Below are 16920 nucleotides of genomic sequence, written 5' to 3'. Positions count from 1 at the left end.
CCGGCAGGGATGCCGGGTTAGCCGCCACCCGGCCATGGATGGCCGGTGGCGGCGGCCCACGGAGCAATGCCGGAGTGAGGGCATGCCGAGCCTAAGCGAGGCACCGAGTGGAGGGGCAAGAGCGTTTTGCTTACTTTTTGCGCTTTTCAAAAGTGAGTCGCTGTAAGAGCGAAACCATAAGCCGCCACACCCGCAGCAACGGATATGTCCCCCTCACCACCCACACAAAACCAAACGCCCCCCCATAACCACAACAATGAACACCTCCCAACATAAAAAAACCGCCAAAGCACCTTGCCCCACCCCCTCAATTCATTCAGCATCCGCGCTCCAATTTTCCAGGGAAAGGAACACGTCATGGTCGAAGACCTGTATTACGACGACTACCCAGAGGCCAAGACCGAACTGATCAAGGCCATCGAGCGCGGCCGCCTGCCACTGCTGACCCAGGAACTCAACGCCTACGACTGCATCCAGGCGATCTTCGAACTGGACGCCATCAACAACCCCAAGGACGAGGAAGACGCCTTCTTCGACCTGGCCCTGGCCCTGATCGGCTGGATTCCCGGCCCCGGGCAAGGCCTGAAGATCCTTTTGCGCCTGATCAACCGCGCCCCCCAGCGCCACGCCGAAAAGCTCTTCGACCTGATCCGCCACACCCTGCTGGCCTGCCGCCTGAAGACCAGCCCCGAACAGCTGCTGGAAAAGTGCCTGGACCCCGTGCGCCTGGCCGAGGAACTGCCCGAGATCATCCGCGGCGTGAGCGCCTCCAGCACCTTCAACAGCCTTACGCCCCAGCAGCAGCGCCTGGTGCTGCACAACCTCAACGAAGCCTGCGAACACACCGAGTTCCTCATGGTGTCGGTGCAAGAACGCATTGCCCCCTGGATCGCCGAGCAACGCAACAACTCGGCCGCCGCCCACAGCCGCGGCCCGGCCCTGGCGCCCAAGCCGCAGTCGTCCCTGGAACCGCGCCCAACGACCCTCACCGCCGCGACGCAACCCGGGGCCCACGACGCCGCAAGCCTCGCCCAGGACATCAACCAGGGCCTGGAACACCTCACCGGTGAGGGCCACTGGCTGGAACTGAACCTGCACTACCCCAACCTGGAGCCGGTGTCCGGCGCCGCCTACCGAGCGGTGTTCAGTGACGGCTCGCAAGCCGAGGGCAACCTCGACCAGGAAGGTTTTGCCCGCCTGGAAGGCATCCCCGAGGGCCCGGTGAAGGTCTACTACGGCGAAGACCCACGGCCCTACCTGCGCCGGCCAATCGTTGCCCTGCCCGCGGATGCACAGCAGTTGGAAGAAGAGCTGGAGCAGCTTGACCTGGAGCCCGCCGAAGTCGACCTGCCGACCCTGCTGCTGGAAACCTCGCAGCGCAAGGCGCCCTTCACCCTGATTCCCGTGTACTGAGCCAAGGCACCGACATGAACCGCAGACAAGTGTTTCTCAGCCACAAGCAGTACCACGACTTCCTCGAAAGCCTGGCCGGCGAAGAGGCCCACTGGCAGACCCACTCGATGATGGCCGACAGCCCCGAGCAGGAAGCCTCCCTCAAGGCCTCCAATGTGCGCAGCGCGCGCCTGCACCACCTGATCCTGGGCTACACCGGCGGTGCACCCATGGAGCAACTGGCCCGGGAGCTGGATGGGGTGATCGAAGGCTACGAGGACTACCAGCGCAAGATGGGGGTTTATGAAGAACGGCCGGATATCGCGCCGCTGAACATCGAAGACTACCCCGACGAGTACGAGGAATATGTCCAGGTCATCAGCCTGTGCATCCTGCTGCAACGCAGCGACCTGCTGCCGCGTCTGGTGCTGCTGCAGGACCGTGCCGGCTTTGGCGGCCAGGACACTCTGATCGAGGACCTGCTCAAGGCCTACCTGCCGGATCGTGAAGACGTTGATCAGTGGTTCCACGACGTCTCCACGCCCCTGATCCGGGCCATCTACACCGAAGATCCGGATGAACCCCGGGAACTGCTGGTGGAGTACTGCAACCAGTGGTACGAGGCGTTCGAACAGGCCCCATGGCACGACAGCCACCTGGACGGCGACGAGGGTTCCTACTTCGGCTACTGGGCCTTTGAAGCTGCGGCAGTGGCCTACCTGTTCGGCCTGGACGACAGCGCGGTAACGCACATGGTCTTCCCCCGGGAGATGCTCGAATACGCCCGGCGCTTTACCCCGCCGCCGATGCCCTTCCACTGAGGCCGGGTACTGACATGCAACGCAGGCAGGTGTTTCTCGACCCGAAGCAGTACCCCATCCTCCTGGAGTTCCTGGCGGGTACCGAAGCCCATTGGCAGACACACTCTATGGAAGAGGACTACCCCGGGCAGGAAGCCTCGCTCAAGGCCTGGGAGGTCAAGCGAGCACGCCTGGACCATCTGATCCTGGGCTACACCGGCGGCAAGGCCATGCCGGAGCTGGCCCAGGAGCTGGACGCACTGATCGCCAGCTACGAGGAGCATCAGCGCACCCTGGCCCTGTGCAACGAGGTGCCCGATATCGCGCCGCTGAACATCGAGGACTACCTCGACCAGTACGAGGAATACGTGCAGGTCATCAGCCTGTGCATCCTGCTGCAACGCCGCGACCTGCTGCCGCGCATGGCGGCGCTGCAGGACCGCGCCGGCTACCACGCCGAGGACACCCTGATCGAGGACTTGCTCAAGCCCTGCCTGCCGGGCCGCGCAGACATTGATGAGTGGTACCACCCGGTCTACACGCCGCTGATCAGGGCCATCTACGCCGATCAAGCGGACGAGGCCCGGGAGCTGCTGGTGGAGTACTGCAACCAGTGGTATGAAGCGTTCGAGCAGGCCCCATGGCACGACTCCCACCTGGACGGTGAATCCTACTTCGGCTACTGGGCCTTTGAAGCCGCGGCAGTGGCCTACCTGTTCGGCCTGGACGACAGCGCGGTCAAGCACATGGTCTTCCCCCGGGAGATGCTCGAATACGCCCGGCGCTTTACCCCGCCGCCGATGCCCCAGCGAGTGGCGCAAGACTGATATCCCCCTTCTGACTCCCCTCCATAAAGGTTATGCATTGCCCATGAAATCCTGGATCAAGACCCTGCTGATCACCCTGCTCGCAGCCGCCCTGTGCCTGCTGTTCGCCCGCGTTGTGCTGCCCCCGCTGCTGGTGCAGTTGATACCGCCGAGCTGGGAAGGCGGCCCGTGGTTCTGGGTCAATCTGCTGCTGGCGGGTTTCCTGGCCGGGCTGGTGGTGGCGCCCCTGCTGCGGACCCGGCGTTATTACCCGGTGCCGCTGCTGCTTCTGCTGTCCGTCCTGGTGGTGGTCGGCAATTGGGCGCAGAACCGCTGCAATGACGCCCAGTTGCAGGCCATCGAGCAGCTGGAAAGGCGCAGCGCGAGCCATTCGAACCTGGGGTTCTCCAATGAGGAACCCGCACCATCGGCGCCTGTGGACGTGAGCGCCACACCGGGCGTCTGGGCCCATGAGCAAGGCGATGGATATGGCTACAGCTGCAACCGCCCGGGGGAAACCCTGGGGTTCCTGATGCCACAGTTGATGAGCTTTGGCACCAGCGTACTGGGGCTATTGCTGGCCCTGCTGATCGGCCCCCGCCGCCGCCGCGCCCGCTGAGGAAACCGCAGGAGCTGGCTTGCCAGCGAAGGCGTTTGCAAGCGCGGCGCAAGACTCAAGGGCCCCTTCGCCGGCAAGCCGGCCCCTACGGGATAGGCCGCGGACTTGCGGGGGCTCAGCGGCCGCCGCCCAGGTCGACGAAGGTGCCGGTGGCGTAGGAGGCCTTGTCCGACAGCAGCCAGACAATCGCCTCGGCCACTTCATCAGGACGCCCGCCACGACCCATGGGGATTGCCGATTCCAGCTTGCTGACCCGGTCGGCATCGCCGCTCAGGGCATGAAAGTCGGTGTAGATATAGCCCGGGCGCACCGCGTTGACGCGGATGCCCTCGCCCGCCACTTCCTTGGACAGGCCGATGGTGAAGGTGTCCAGGGCGCCCTTGGAGGCGGCGTAGTCGACGTATTCCCCCGGCGAACCCAGGCGCGCCGCCACAGAGGAGACGTTGACGATGCTGCCGCCCTGCCCGCCATGGCGCGGCGACATGCGCAGCACCGCGTGCTTGGCGCAGAGGATCGGCCCCATGACATTGGTCTTCATGATCTTCTGGATGCGAAATTCGGACATTTCATCCAGCCGCGACTTGTGGCCCACGGTCCCGGCATTGTTGACCAGGGCCGTGACCCGCCCCAGTTCGCTGTCGACCCGCTGGAACAGACCGATCACTTCATCCTCGATACTGACGTCGGCGCGCACCGCGATGGCCTGCACGCCCAGGGCGCGAACCTGTTCGAGCACCTGCAGGGCGGACTGCTCGTCGGCCTGGTAGTTGATGCACACCTTGAATCCCTGCTGCGCGGCCAACACTGCCGTGGCGGCGCCTATACCCCGTCCGCCACCGGTGATGACGATGACTTTATCCATGCTGCCGACTCCCTCACTGAACATATCAACGCGAGCCATTAAACACCGCGCGGGCGGCGATGAAAACTGCGCAAATGTGCCACATCAAGCCAGTAGAAGTGCACGGTAGCCCCGCGCACCGACGGCGCAAACCGGCTGGGGCTTGGGCGGCGGCCATATCCCTGCGAACTGCCGCCAGATCGCGACCGCAGCCGGCAAGGCGAGAGGCTCAGGCTTTTTCTTCGCCCCGGTGGATGCCCTGCATGAAACCTTCGGGCGGCAGCGGATGGCCAAGGAAATAGCCTTGCAGGGAATCACAGCCCAGTTGGGTGAGGAAGGTCTGCTGCACCCCGGTTTCCACGCCCTCGGCGACGATCCGCAGGCCCAGTGCCTGGCCCAGGGCGACAATGGCAGAGACGATGGCGGCATCGTCGCTGTCGTGCTCCAGGTCGCGGACGAAGCCGCGGTCGATCTTCAGCTCGTTGGCCGGCAGGCGCTTGAGGTACATCAGGCTGGAATAGCCGGTGCCGAAATCGTCGATGGACAGGTCCACCCCCATGTCCGCCAGCTGTTGCAGGACAAGCATGCTGACATCGGCGTCGTTCATCGCCGTGGTTTCGGTGATTTCCAGGGTCAGGTTGTTGGCCGGCAGGTGGTAGCGTTCCAGGGCATTGGCCACGCTCCTGACCAGCCCGGCATGGCAGAACTGCAAGGCCGAGAGATTCACCGCGATGCGCCAGTCGGTGTAGCCCTGGACGTACCACTCGCGCATCTGCCGGCAGGCCTCGTTGAGCACCCACTCGCCGATGGCAATGATCAGCCCGGTCTTCTCCGCCAGTTCGATGAACTTGTCCGGCAGCAACAGGCCATGCTGGGGATGCTCCCAGCGCAGCAGCGCCTCGGCCCCCACCGGCAGGCCATTGGCAGCGTCGAACTTGGGTTGGTAGTGCAGGCGGAACTGATGATGCTCCAGGGCATTGCGCAGATCCTGCAGCAATTGCAGCTGGCGCCGGGCATTGCTGTTCATCGAGGCATCGAAAAAGCTGTAGCCATTCTTGCCGGTGCCCTTGGCGTGGTACATCGCCGCATCGGCGTTCATCAGCAGTTCCTGGGCACTCAGGCCATTGCCCGGGTACACCGCAATGCCGATGCTGGCGGAAATCTGCAGGTCGTGCTCGGCCACCCGGAACGAGCGCGATACCAGCCCCACCTGGCGTGCCGCCAGGCGCAGGGCATCGTCCGGCTCGGCCAGTTGCACCAGCAGCACGAACTCATCGCCGCCGATCCGCGCCAGGGTGTCCTCGCTGCGCAAATCCTCGCGCAGGCGCTGGGCCACTTCGCGCAGCAACTGGTCGCCCATGTGGTGGCCAAAGGCGTCGTTGACCGGCTTGAAACCGTCCAGATCGATGAACATCAGCGCAAAACAGCCACCATGGGCAGTGACCCGGTGCATCGCCTGGTCAATGCGGTCGGCCAGCAGAATGCGGTTCGGCAGCCCGGTCAGGGTGTCGTGCAGCGCCAGTTGGGTCAGTTCCTTGTTGGCTTCGGTCAACGATTGCGCCAGCACCGCGGTGCGGGCTTCCAGCCGCGCATCCAGCACCGAGGTCAGCAAGGCGATGATCAGCACCGCCAGGGTGGTGATCAGCACCAGGTTGTCCAGGCCCTTGCCGCTCAGGCCGTTGCCCAGGGCGCCGCAGAAACTGCCATCGGCGAAACGCGCCGCGGCCATGCCGGTGTAATGCATGCCGACGATGGCAAAGCCCATGACAATCGCCGCGCCGGTCCGGGCCAGACGTACGTAGGGGGTGTTCTGGCGCAGGCGAAAGGCAATCCACAGCGCCGCCAGCGACGCGCCGAAGGCAATCAGCAGCGAGGCGCCGAACAGGCTCGGGTCGTAGTCGATGCCCGGCTGCATGCGCATGGCCGCCATGCCGGTGTAGTGCATGCCACTGATGCCCGAGCCCATGATCAGCGCGCCGAACAGCAACTGCCACAGCGGCAGCCGCGGCTGGCTCACCAGCCACAGGGCAAAGCCGCAGGACAGGATCGAGATCAGCAGCGACAAGGCGGTGAGCTGGATGTCGTAGCCCAGGTCGATGGGCAGGCTGAAGGCCAGCATGCCGATAAAGTGCATGGACCACACACCGACGCCCATGGCCAGGGCTCCGCCCATCATCCATAGATAAGCGGCACGGCCGGTGGTGGTGGCAATGCGCCCGGTCAGGTCGAGGGCAGTATAGGAAGCGAGGATCGCCACGAAAATGGAGATCAGGACCAGTGCGGAGGAGTAGCTACCGATGAGCATGAGGCGTCTCTTGGCCGTTGTGCCGACATCCCTGCGCGGCGGGCAAAACCGCAGATTGTACTGATTGCGTGGAAGAACGCATCTACAAAGTTAGCAAAAAGCCATTAGTCGGACAGAACGCCGTTTTCGGCTGTCTCATACCCCTACAAGCCCTGTGGGCATGGGCTTTGCGGGAAGTCGCGAGCAGTTGCAAACGGCTTCGGATGCGCCCTGCCTGCGGCTGTCGAGCAGGCCTTGCAGCCACCTTGCTGCAAGGCCTTCAAGGGCCTATTTCTGCTCGCTGGCCTGCAGCTGGCCATCCCAGCCACCGCCCATGGCGGCGATCAGCTGCACGCTGGCGATCAGCCGGCTCTGCAACAGGCTGAGCACGCTACGCTCGTTGCTCAGGGCAGTGGTCTGGCTGGTGACCACATCCAGGTAGGCGATCAGCCCGGCCTTGTACTGGTTCTCGGTCAGGCGCAGGGCCTCGCGGGCCGAATCCAGGGCCTGCTGGCGCACCCCCGCCTCGTCCTCCATGACCTTGAGCTGGACCATGTAGTTCTCCACCTCGCGGAAACCGTCGAGCACGGTCTGCCGGTACTTGGCCACGGTCTGGTCGTACACCGCCTCGGTGCGGTCCACTTCCGCCGAACGCTGGCCGCCGTCGAACAGGGTCATGGCCAGTTTCGGCCCTACCGACCAGAAGCGGTTCGGCAGGCTGATCCAGTCGGCGTAGGTGCTGCTGCTGTAGCCGCCGGCCAGGCTCAGGGTCAGGTCCGGGTAATAGGCGGCCTTGGCCACGCCGATCTTGGCGTTGGCGGCAATCACCGAACGCTCCGCCGAGGCGATGTCCGGGCGCCGCTCCAGCAGTTGCGACGGCACGCCCAATGGCACCTGGGGCAGCACGGGGATGGTCTTGCTCTCGGCCAGGTTGAACTCTGCCGGCGGCACGCCGATCAGCACGGCGATGGCGTTCTCGAACTGCGCCCGCTGCCAGATCAGGTCGATCAGGTCGGCCTGGGTGCTTTTGAGCTGGGTCTGGGCCTGGGCCACCGCATCCTTGCCGGAGACCCCGGCCTGGTACTGGTTCTGGGTCATGGTCAGGGAGCGCTGATAGGCCGCCACCGTGGCCTCCAGCAGGCGCTTCTGCTCATCGATCACCCGCAGTTGCAGGTAGTTCTGCGCCAGCTCGGACTGCTGGCTCAGGCGCATGGCCGCCAGGTCGGCGAAGCTGGCCTCGGCGCTGGCCTCGTTGGCTTCCAGGTCACGGCGCAACTTGCCCCACACGTCCGCTTCCCAGCTCACCCCCAACTGGGTGTTGTAGGTGTCGCGAATGCCGCTGCTGGAACTGCTCAGGGCCGAACTGCTGCTGCCGGTGCCCTGGCTGGCGCGGGTCTTGCCGGCGCTCAGGTCGACACTGGGAAAGAACGAACCCCGGGAGCTGCGCACCAGGGCCCGGGCCTGACGGAACTGCGCCTCGGCCTGGGCCACGCTCTGGTTGGAACTGTTGAGCTTGTCGATCAGGCCATTGAGCTGGGCATCGCCGTACAGCTCCCACCAGGCGCCACGGGCCAGGGCGTCGCTGGGGTTGGCCTGGCGCCAGCCTTCGGCTTCCTTGTAGTGCACCGGCTCGGCCACCTGCGGGCGCTGGTAGTCGGGACCGATGGCGCAGGCGCTGAGCAGCAGCACGCACAGGCCCAGGCTCAAGGCCCGCGAGCCCCGGGCCATGGCCAGGCGCTGGGCGGACAGCAGAGTAACGGGACGGGACGATTGGTCGGTCATAGCGGCGTTTCCAGAGCAGCATCGGTACGGACCCCACGCCAGTGGTTGAACTTGTGGCGCAGGCGATCGAGATAGAGGTAGACCACCGGGGTGGTGTAGAGGGTCAGGACCTGGCTGAAGACCAGGCCGCCAATGATGGTCAGGCCCAGGGGCTGGCGCATTTCCGAGCCTTCGGCCCCGCCCAGCAGCAACGGCAAGGCGCCGAGGATCGCCGCCAGGGTGGTCATCAGGATCGGCCGCAGGCGTTGCAGGCAGGCGCTGCGGATCGACTGCAACGGGTCCAGGCCCTGGTGACGCTCCAGTTGCAGCGCCAGGTCGATCATCAGGATCGCGTTCTTCTTCACCACCCCGATCAACAGGAACAGCCCCAGCAGCGAGATCAGGCTGAACTCACCGCCCAGCACATAGATCGAGAGCAAGGCGCCAACCCCGGCCGAGGGCAAGGTGGAGAGGATGGTCAGCGGGTGGATGTAGCTTTCATAGAGCACCCCCAGCACCAGGTACACCGCCAGCAGCGCGCCGAGGATCATGAACGGCTGGCTCTTCTGGGTGGCGGCGAAGGCATCGGCGGTGCCGGCCATCTTGACGATCACGTCTTCGGGCATGCCCAGCTTGGCGATCGCCCGTTCGATGGCGGCGGTGCCCTGCTCCACCGTCACGCCCTCGGCCATGTCGAAGGAAATGCTTTCCGAGGCGAACTGCCCTTCATGGCTGACCCGGTCGTCTTCCAGGCTGTTTTCATAGTGGGCGATGGCCGACAGCGGAATCCGCGCGCCGTCGGCGGTAATCACCTGCACTTGATTCAGGGTAATCGGGTCCTGGGCGTATTTCGGGTTGACCTCCATCACCACCTGATACTGGTTGAGGCTGTCGTAGATGGTGGAGATCTGCCGCTGGCTGTAGGCGTTGTTGAGCACCGCGGTGACCATGTCCATGTCCACCCCCAGGCGCTTGGCCTGGTCGCGGTCCACCATCAGGGTCACTTGCTGGGCACCGTGGCCTTCCCGGGCGTCGATGGCGGTCAGCTCAGGCAAGGCGCGCAGCGCCGTCACCACTTTCGGGTACCACTGGCGCAACTCGCCCAGGTCACCGCTTTGCAGGATGTAGGAATACTGCGAGGTGGTCTGCTCGCGGCCGCCGCCGAACTGCAGGTCCTGGTCGGCCATCAGCATCAGTTGCGCGCCGGGCACCTTGGGCATTTCCTTGCGCAGGCGCTCGATGACCTTCTGCGCCGAGATATTGCGTTCCTTGATCGGCTTCAGGCGTACCAGCATGAAGGCGTTGTTGGTGCCGTTGTTGCCACCGATGAAGCCGGCCACGCTCTCCACTGCCGCATCCTTGAGCACGGCGCGGCGGAATATTTCCATCTTCGGCTGCATCACGCTGAAGGACAGGCCGTCGTCGCCGCGGACAAAACCGATCAACTGGCCGGTGTCCTGCTGGGGCATGAAGGTCTTGGGCACCACCACGTACAGGGCCACGTTGACGCCAATGGTCAGCAGCAGGCTGAGCAGGGTCAGGCGCCTGTGCCGCAGCACCCAGTCCAGGCTGGTGGCGTACTTGCCCATCATCCAGTCGTTGCTGCGCCGGCTCCAGCGTTGCAGGCGGTTCTCCTGGCCCGGGGTGTGGGGCTTGAGCCAGCGCGCGCAGAGCATCGGGGTCAGGGTCAGGGACACCACCAGCGATACCACGATGGCCGCGGCCAGGGTGATGGAGAACTCGCGGAACAGGCTCTCGATGATCCCGCCCATGAACAGGATCGAGAGAAACACCGCCACCAGCGACACGTTCATCGACAGCAGGGTGAAGCCCACCTCCTTGGCCCCCAGGTACGCCGCTTTCATCGGCGCGATGCCTTCGTCGATGTGCCGGGAGATGTTCTCCAGCACCACGATGGCATCGTCCACCACCAGCCCGGTGGCAAGGATCAGCGCCATCAGCGACAGGTTGTTCAGGGAAAAACCGTAGAGGTACATGATGGCAAAAGTGCCCACCAGGGATACCGGTACCGCCAGGGTCGGGATCAGCGAGGCGCGGAAGTTGCCGAGGAACAGGTACACCACCAGGATCACCAGGGCCACGGCGATCAGCAGGGTCATCTCGGCCTCGTGCAGGGTGGCCTTGATCACCGGTGAGCGGTCCATGGCCAGGTTGAGCTTGACGCTGGCCGGCAGCACCGCCTGCAACGCCGGCAACTGAGCCTTGATCTCGTTCACCGTCTCGATGATGTTGGCCCCGGCCTGGCGGTTGATCACCAGCAGCACCGCCGCGTCGTCATTGAAGAAGCCGCTGTTGTAGCGGTCCTCGACGCCGTCGCTGACCTTGGCCACGTCCTTCAGGCGCAGGGCCGCGCCATTGTTGTAGTGGATGATCAGCGGCTCGTAGTCACGGGCCTTTTCCAACTGGTCGTTGGCCTGGATCTGCCACAGCCGCTGGTCATCCTCCACCGAGCCCTTGGGCCGGCGCTGGTTGGCATTGGCGATGGCATTGCGCACGTCGTCCAGGGCTACGCCGTACTGGTTGAGCAGTTGCGGCTCCAGTTCGATGCGCACCGCCGGCAAGGAGCTGCCACCGACCTGCACTTCGCCCACGCCCTGCACCTGGGACAGGCTCTGGGACAGGATGGTCGAGGCCAGGTCGTAGAGCTGGCCTTTCTCCAGCACATCGGAAGTCAGCGACAGCACCATGATCGGCGCCTGGGACGGGTTGACCTTCTTGTAGGTAGGCATGCTGCGCATGCCGCTGGGCAGCAGGTTGCGCGAGGCGTTGATGGCTGCCTGCACCTCCCGTGCCGCGCCGTTGATGTCGCGGTCCAGGTCGAACTGCAGGATCACCCGGGTCGAGCCCTGGCTGGAACGGCTGCTCATGGTGTTGACCCCGGCGATGGCGCCGAAGGAACGCTCCAGGGGCGTGGCCACGGTGGAGGCCATGACCTCGGGGCTGGCCCCGGGCAGGCTGGCCTGGACCACGATCACCGGGAAGTCCATCTGCGGCAGCGGCGCCACCGGCAGCAGGCCGAAGCTGACGCCGCCCAGCAGCATGATCGCCAGCGACAACAGCATGGTCGCCACCGGGCGCTTGATGAAGGGGCCGGAGAGGTTCATGCCGACACGCTCCAGGCTTGAGGCAGGCTGCGGCCCTTCATGCCTCCACCTCTTGGGCGTCTTCACGCTTGCCGAAGCGCCGGCCCAGGCGGTCGAAGTACAGGTAGATCACCGGCGTGGTGAACAGGGTCAGCACCTGGCTCACCAGCAGGCCGCCCACCATCACCAGGCCCAGGGGCTGACGCAGCTCGGCGCCGGAACCGGTGGCCAGCATCAGTGGCACGGCGCCGAACAGCGCCGCCAGGGTGGTCATCAGGATCGGCCGGAAACGCAGCAGCGCCGCCTGGTAGATAGCCTGTTCCGGGGCCATGCCCTGGTGGCGTTCGGCGTCGAGGGCGAAGTCGATCATCATGATCGCGTTCTTCTTGACGATGCCGATCAGCAGGATGATGCCGATGATGGCGATCATGCCCAGGTCGTTGCCGCTGAGGATCAGCGCCAGCAAGGCCCCCACCGCCGCCGAGGGCAAGGTGGAGAGGATGGTGATCGGGTGGATGTAGCTCTCGTAGAGCACGCCGAGCACGATGTACATGGTCACCACCGCCGCCAGGATCAGCAGCAAGGTGCTCGACAGCGAGGCCTGGAAGGCTTCCGCCGCGCCCTGGAAGCGGGTCTGCACGCCCACCGGCATGCCGATCTCCTGCTGCACCTGCTCGATCACGTCCACCGCCTTGCCCAGGGCCACGCCCGGAGCCAGGTTGAAGGACATCATTACCGCCGGGAACTGGCCGATATGGGCGATGGCCAGTTGCGCCTGGCGCTCCTCGACATGGGCCAGGCTCGACAGCCGCACTTGGCCGCCGTCGGTGGTCTTGACGTGGATCTGCTCCAGGGCCTGGGGCCCGATGCGCTCGCCGGCCTGGGCCTGGAGCACCACCCGGTACTGGCTGGCCTGGGTGTAGATGGTGGAGATCTGGCGCTGGCCGAAGGCGTCGTACAGGGCGTCGGTGATGTTCGACACCGAAACCCCGACCCGGGACGCGGCGTCACGGTCGATCACCATGAACACCTGCAGGCCCTTGTCCTGCAGGTCGCTGGCCACGTCGGTGAGCTCCGGGCGCTGGGCCAGGGCCTGCACCAGGCGATTGCTCCACAGGCTCAGCAGCTCGGCATCCGGCGACGACAGGCTGAACTGGTACTGGGTGCGGCTGACCCGGTCCTCGATGGTCAGGTCCTGTACCGGCTGCATGAACAGGCGGATGCCCAGCAGCTTGTCCACCTCGGGCTGGATCCGCGCGATCACCTGGGCTGCGCTCAGGTCGCGCTCGCTGTGGGGCTTGAGGTTGATCAGCAGGCGGCCGCTGTTGAGGGTGGCGTTGTCGCCGTCCACCCCGATGTAGGACGACAGGCTTTGCACCGCCGGGTCCTGCAGGATGATCTTGGCCAGGTCCTGCTGGCGCTGGCTCATGGCGGCGAAGGACACCGACTGCGGCGCCTCGGAAATGCCCTGGATGACCCCGGTGTCCTGCACCGGGAAGAAGCCCTTGGGCACCACCATATAAAGGAACACGGTCAGGCCCAGGGTGCCGATGGCCACCATCAGGGTCAGGAACTGGTGCTTGAGTACCCACTGCAACTTGCGCCCGTAGCTTTCGATCAGCCAGTCGATCCAGGCCCCGCTGGCGCGGTAGAAGCGCCCCTGCTCTTCAGGCTTGGGCTCACGCTTGAGCAGCCGCGCGCACATCATCGGGGTCAGGGTCAGGGACACCACCAGGGAAATCAGGATCGCCACCGCCAGGGTGATGGCGAACTCGCGGAACAGCCGCCCCACCACATCCGCCATGAACAGCAGCGGGATCAGCACCGCGATCAGCGACAGGGTCAGGGAGATCAGGGTGAAGCCGATCTGCCTGGCGCCCTTGAGCGCTGCCTGCATCGGGCTGTCGCCCTCCTCGATGAAGCGCGAGATGTTCTCCAGCATGACGATGGCATCGTCCACCACGAAGCCGGTGGCGATGGTCAAGGCCATCAGGGTCAGGTTGTTCACCGAGAAGCCGGCCAGGTACATCACGCCGAAGGTGCCGATCAGCGACAGCGGCACGGCAATCGAAGGAATGATGGTGGCGCTGGCCCGGCGCAGGAACAGGAAGGTCACCATCACCACCAGCGCGATGGCGATCAACAGCTCGTGCTGCACATCCTTGACCGAAGCGCGGATGGTCTGGGTACGGTCGGTGAGCACGGTGACGTCCAGGCCTGCCGGCAGGTTGTCGGTGATGCTCGGCAGCAGCGCCTTGATCCGGTCCACCACCTCGATCACGTTGGCCCCGGGCTGGCGCTGGATGTTCAGCAGCACCGCCTGGTTCTCGTTGGCCCAGGCCGCCAGGCGCTCGTTCTCCGCGCCATCGACGATCTCGGCCACATCCTTCAGGCGCAGCGGCGCGCCATTGTTGTAGGCCAGGATCAGCTCGGCGTAGTCCTTGGGCGAGGTCAACTGGTCGTTGGCGTCGAGCATCGAGACCCGGGTCGGGCCGTCGAAGTTGCCCTTGGGCTGGTTGACGTTGGAGGCACCGATCAGGGCGCGCACGTCCGCCAGGTTCAGACCGTTGGCCGCCAGGGCCTCGGGGTTGACCTTGATCCGCACCGCCTGGCGCTGGCCGCCGGCAATGCTGACCATGCCCACGCCGCTGATCTGGGCGATCTTCTGCGCCATGCGCGTATCCACCAGGTCATTGAGCTTGGGCAGCAGCATGGTCTTGGAGGTAATGGCCAGGGTCAGCACCGGGGTATCCGCCGGGTTGACCTTGTTGTACACCGGCGGCGCCGGCAGGTCCTTGGGCAACAGGTTGGTGGCAGCGTTGATCGCCGCCTGCACCTGCTGCTCGGCCACGTCCATATTGATATCGAGGCTGAAGCGCAGGGTCAGCACCGAGGCCCCGCCGGAACTGGTGGAGGCCATCTGGGTCAGGCCGGGCATCTGCCCGAACTGGCGCTCCAGGGGCGCGGTGACCGCGCTGGTCATCACGTCCGGGCTGGCCCCGGGGTACAGGGTCATGACCCGGATGGTCGGGTAGTCCACCTGGGGCAAGGCCGACACCGGCAGCAGGCGATAGGCGATCAGGCCGGCCAGGACAATGGCCAGCATGCTCAGGGTGGTGGCTACCGGACGGAGGATGAACAGCCGCGAGAAATTCATGCGCCGACCTTTTGCGCCTTGCCATCAACCGGCTTGCCGTCTGCGGCCGGTGCCCCGGCGGGCTGCCCTTGCAGGTGTTCGGTGGGGGTGGTGGGCACGTCGATGCTGTCGTTGACCACTTCCACTTCGCTGCCGTCCTTGAGGCGGTCGGTGCCTTCCATCACCACCCGGTCACCGGCCTTGAGGCCGTCCTGGATCACCGTCGAGTCGCCGTTGCTGGCGCCCACCTTGAGCTGGCGGATCTTCACCTTGTTGTCGCCATCCAGGGCGTAGACGAAGGTGCCGTTGGTGCCGAACTGGATCGCCGCCGAGGGCGCCAGCACCACGTTCTTCAGGGTATCGGCCAGCAGCCGCACATTGACGAACTGGTTGGGGAAAAGGCCCTGGTCGCGGTTATCGAAGCGCGCCTTGAACTTCAGGGTGCCGGTGGTGGTGTCGATCTGGTTGTCCAGGCTCTGCAGCACGCCTGTGGCCTGCAGCTTCACGTCACCGCGGTCCCAGGCTTCCACCGCCAGCCTGGCGCCGCTGTGGTAGCGGGCGAGCACGGTTTCCAGGCTGTTTTCCGGCAGGGTGAAGGCCACGCTGATGGGCTGGGTCTGGGTGATGATCACCAGCGCGGTGGTGTCGTTGGCCGCCACCAGGTTGCCCACGTCCAGCTGGCGCAGGCCCAGGCGGCCGGCGATCGGCGCGCGGATGTTGGTGAATTCCAGGTTGAGCTTGGCGTCGTTGACCGCCGCCTGGTTGGTCTTGACCGTACCCTGGTACTGCCCCACCAGCGCCGCGGCGGTGTCCAGGGTCTGTTTGGCGATGCTGTCCTGGGCGTACAGGCCGCGGTAACGCTCAAGGTCGACCTGGGCGTTCTTCAACTGGGCCTGGTTCTGCAGCAAGGTGCCTTCGGCCTGGAGCAAGGCGTTCTGGTACGGACGCGGATCGATCTGTGCCAGCAGGTCGCCGGCCTTGACCATCTGCCCTTCCTCGAAGTTGACCTTGACCAGTTCCCCCGCCACCCGGCTGCGCACGTTGATGGTGTTCAGTGCCGTCACCGTGCCCAGGGCCTTGTAGTACACCGCGAAATCCCCCTGGGTCACCGGTGACACCCGCACCGGGATCGGCCCGCTGGCGCCGCCGAAACCGGGGCGCATGCTACCGCTGCGCCCGGTATGCCCGGTCGCGGCTTTCTGCCCGGCGGCCTCCTGGTGGGTACTGGCCGGCCAGAATTTCCAGCACAGGCCAACGACCAGCAGCAGGACGAACAGGCCGAACAGCCAGCGACGGGAGTTGCGGGAGACAGAGGATTGCATGGAGTGATCAACCATTGGGCGCGTGGGAGGCTTCTTTGAGAAGGCTGAAAGATAAGCACTGGAACCGTTTTAGCAAAGCGCCTTTACCGGCAATTTACCTTTGACTGACGTTTCAAGGAGCGGTGCTAAGCCACTGAAGCACAAATAAAAACGGCCTGGACAGAGCCAGGCCGTGAATAATTGTAAAACCTGTTACTTGAGCACGGCCAGGGCCGCGTCGTAGTTCGGCTCTTCGGCGATTTCCTTGACCAGCTCGCTGTGCAGCACCTTGTCGTTTTCATCCAGCACCACCACGGCGCGGGCAGTCAGGCCGGCCAGCGGGCCGTCGGCGATGGCCACGCCGTAGTTCTCGATGAACTCGCGGCCACGCAGGGTCGACAGGTTCTGCACGTTTTCCAGGCCTTCGGCGCCGCAGAAGCGTGCCTGGGCGAATGGCAGGTCGGCAGAGATGCACAGCACCACGGTGTTGGCCAGCTCGTTGGCCTGGGCGTTGAACTTGCGCACCGAGGTGGCGCAGGTCGGGGTGTCGACGCTAGGGAAGATGTTCAGCACCTTGCGCTTGCCGGCGAGGCTGCTCAGGGAAACATCGGCCAGGCCTGCGCCCACCAGGGTGAACGCTGGGGCTTTGGAACCGACTTGCGGCAGTTGGCCATTAACCTGCACCGGATTGCCTTTGAGAGTGACTTGAGCCATGAACGGAGTCCTTATTGAACAGTGATGATGGAACAGCAATGAGAAATTCCTGAGAGGCCGAAGTTAAGCATGAAACGGCCCGGGCACCTATGCCCTATGGGGGAAATTGTCCAACAACCCGCCCCGACACCGGCATTACCGGTTGTAGGAGCTGGCTTGCCA

At 64.9% G+C, this 16920-nt stretch carries 11 protein-coding genes; 4 read left to right on the top strand and 7 right to left on the bottom strand.

Translation table 11 applies throughout. The features are described from left to right. The first annotated feature begins 357 nt into the window (after nucleotides 1-357). From F6S12_RS24265 to F6S12_RS24250, 4 genes are read left to right on the top strand one after another with little or no spacing between them, the layout of a single operon-like run. Nucleotides 358-1413 (top strand): hypothetical protein, encoded by a 1056-nt coding sequence (locus F6S12_RS24265; RefSeq protein WP_315869394.1) that lies wholly within the window; start codon nucleotides 358-360, stop codon nucleotides 1411-1413. 14 nt (nucleotides 1414-1427) lie between these two features. Next, nucleotides 1428-2213 carry a PoNe immunity protein domain-containing protein gene (locus tag F6S12_RS24260; RefSeq protein ID WP_212806341.1) on the top strand — a complete coding sequence of 262 codons (786 nt, stop codon included), beginning with the start codon at nucleotides 1428-1430 and terminating at the stop codon, nucleotides 2211-2213. A gap of 14 nt (nucleotides 2214-2227) precedes the next feature. Then, nucleotides 2228-3019: a PoNe immunity protein domain-containing protein gene (locus F6S12_RS24255; protein ID WP_315869393.1), complete on the top strand. Its 792-nt coding sequence runs from the start codon at nucleotides 2228-2230 to the stop codon at nucleotides 3017-3019. Between the two features lie 43 nt (nucleotides 3020-3062). Continuing rightward, nucleotides 3063-3617, top strand: coding sequence for a hypothetical protein (locus F6S12_RS24250; RefSeq protein WP_315869392.1), 555 nt, complete (start codon nucleotides 3063-3065; stop codon nucleotides 3615-3617). 115 nt (nucleotides 3618-3732) lie between these two features. On the opposite strand, the gene F6S12_RS24245 is transcribed toward F6S12_RS24250, so the two are convergent. The 7 genes from F6S12_RS24245 to tpx all read right to left on the bottom strand — a co-directional run bounded on the left by F6S12_RS24245 (nucleotide 3733) and on the right by tpx (nucleotide 16758). Further along, complete coding sequence (locus F6S12_RS24245) at nucleotides 3733-4479, bottom strand: SDR family oxidoreductase (RefSeq protein WP_015635506.1); 747 nt, start codon at nucleotides 4477-4479, stop codon at nucleotides 3733-3735. Between the two features lie 208 nt (nucleotides 4480-4687). After that, entirely contained in the window at nucleotides 4688-6763 is a 2076-nt protein-coding gene (locus F6S12_RS24240; protein WP_065363983.1) for a putative bifunctional diguanylate cyclase/phosphodiesterase, read from the bottom strand. Between the two features lie 267 nt (nucleotides 6764-7030). Continuing rightward, the gene (locus F6S12_RS24235) at nucleotides 7031-8524 is read right to left on the bottom strand and encodes an efflux transporter outer membrane subunit (RefSeq protein ID WP_019095227.1); all 1494 of its coding nucleotides are present in this window, start codon (nucleotides 8522-8524) and stop codon (nucleotides 7031-7033) included. Next, nucleotides 8521-11628: an efflux RND transporter permease subunit gene (locus tag F6S12_RS24230; RefSeq protein WP_015635503.1), complete on the bottom strand. Its 3108-nt coding sequence runs from the start codon at nucleotides 11626-11628 to the stop codon at nucleotides 8521-8523. The genes F6S12_RS24235 and F6S12_RS24230 overlap by 4 nt, the downstream gene beginning before the upstream one ends. A 37-nt stretch (nucleotides 11629-11665) precedes the next feature. Then, complete coding sequence (locus tag F6S12_RS24225; protein ID WP_011061150.1) at nucleotides 11666-14764, bottom strand: MdtB/MuxB family multidrug efflux RND transporter permease subunit; 3099 nt, start codon at nucleotides 14762-14764, stop codon at nucleotides 11666-11668. Beyond that, entirely contained in the window at nucleotides 14761-16080 is a 1320-nt protein-coding gene (locus F6S12_RS24220) for an MdtA/MuxA family multidrug efflux RND transporter periplasmic adaptor subunit (RefSeq protein WP_077934070.1), read from the bottom strand. The genes F6S12_RS24225 and F6S12_RS24220 overlap by 4 nt, the downstream gene beginning before the upstream one ends. A gap of 177 nt (nucleotides 16081-16257) precedes the next feature. Then, nucleotides 16258-16758 (bottom strand): thiol peroxidase, encoded by a 501-nt coding sequence (gene tpx, locus F6S12_RS24215; protein ID WP_011061148.1) that lies wholly within the window; start codon nucleotides 16756-16758, stop codon nucleotides 16258-16260. Between the last annotated feature and the right edge of the window lie 162 nt (nucleotides 16759-16920).

Source organism: Pseudomonas sp. JV245A (assembly GCF_032424515.1).
GTDB lineage: Bacteria > Pseudomonadota > Gammaproteobacteria > Pseudomonadales > Pseudomonadaceae > Aquipseudomonas > Aquipseudomonas protegens.
The sequence above is the reverse complement of the archived record's forward strand: the minus strand, read 5'-3'. Positions and strand labels throughout refer to the sequence as shown.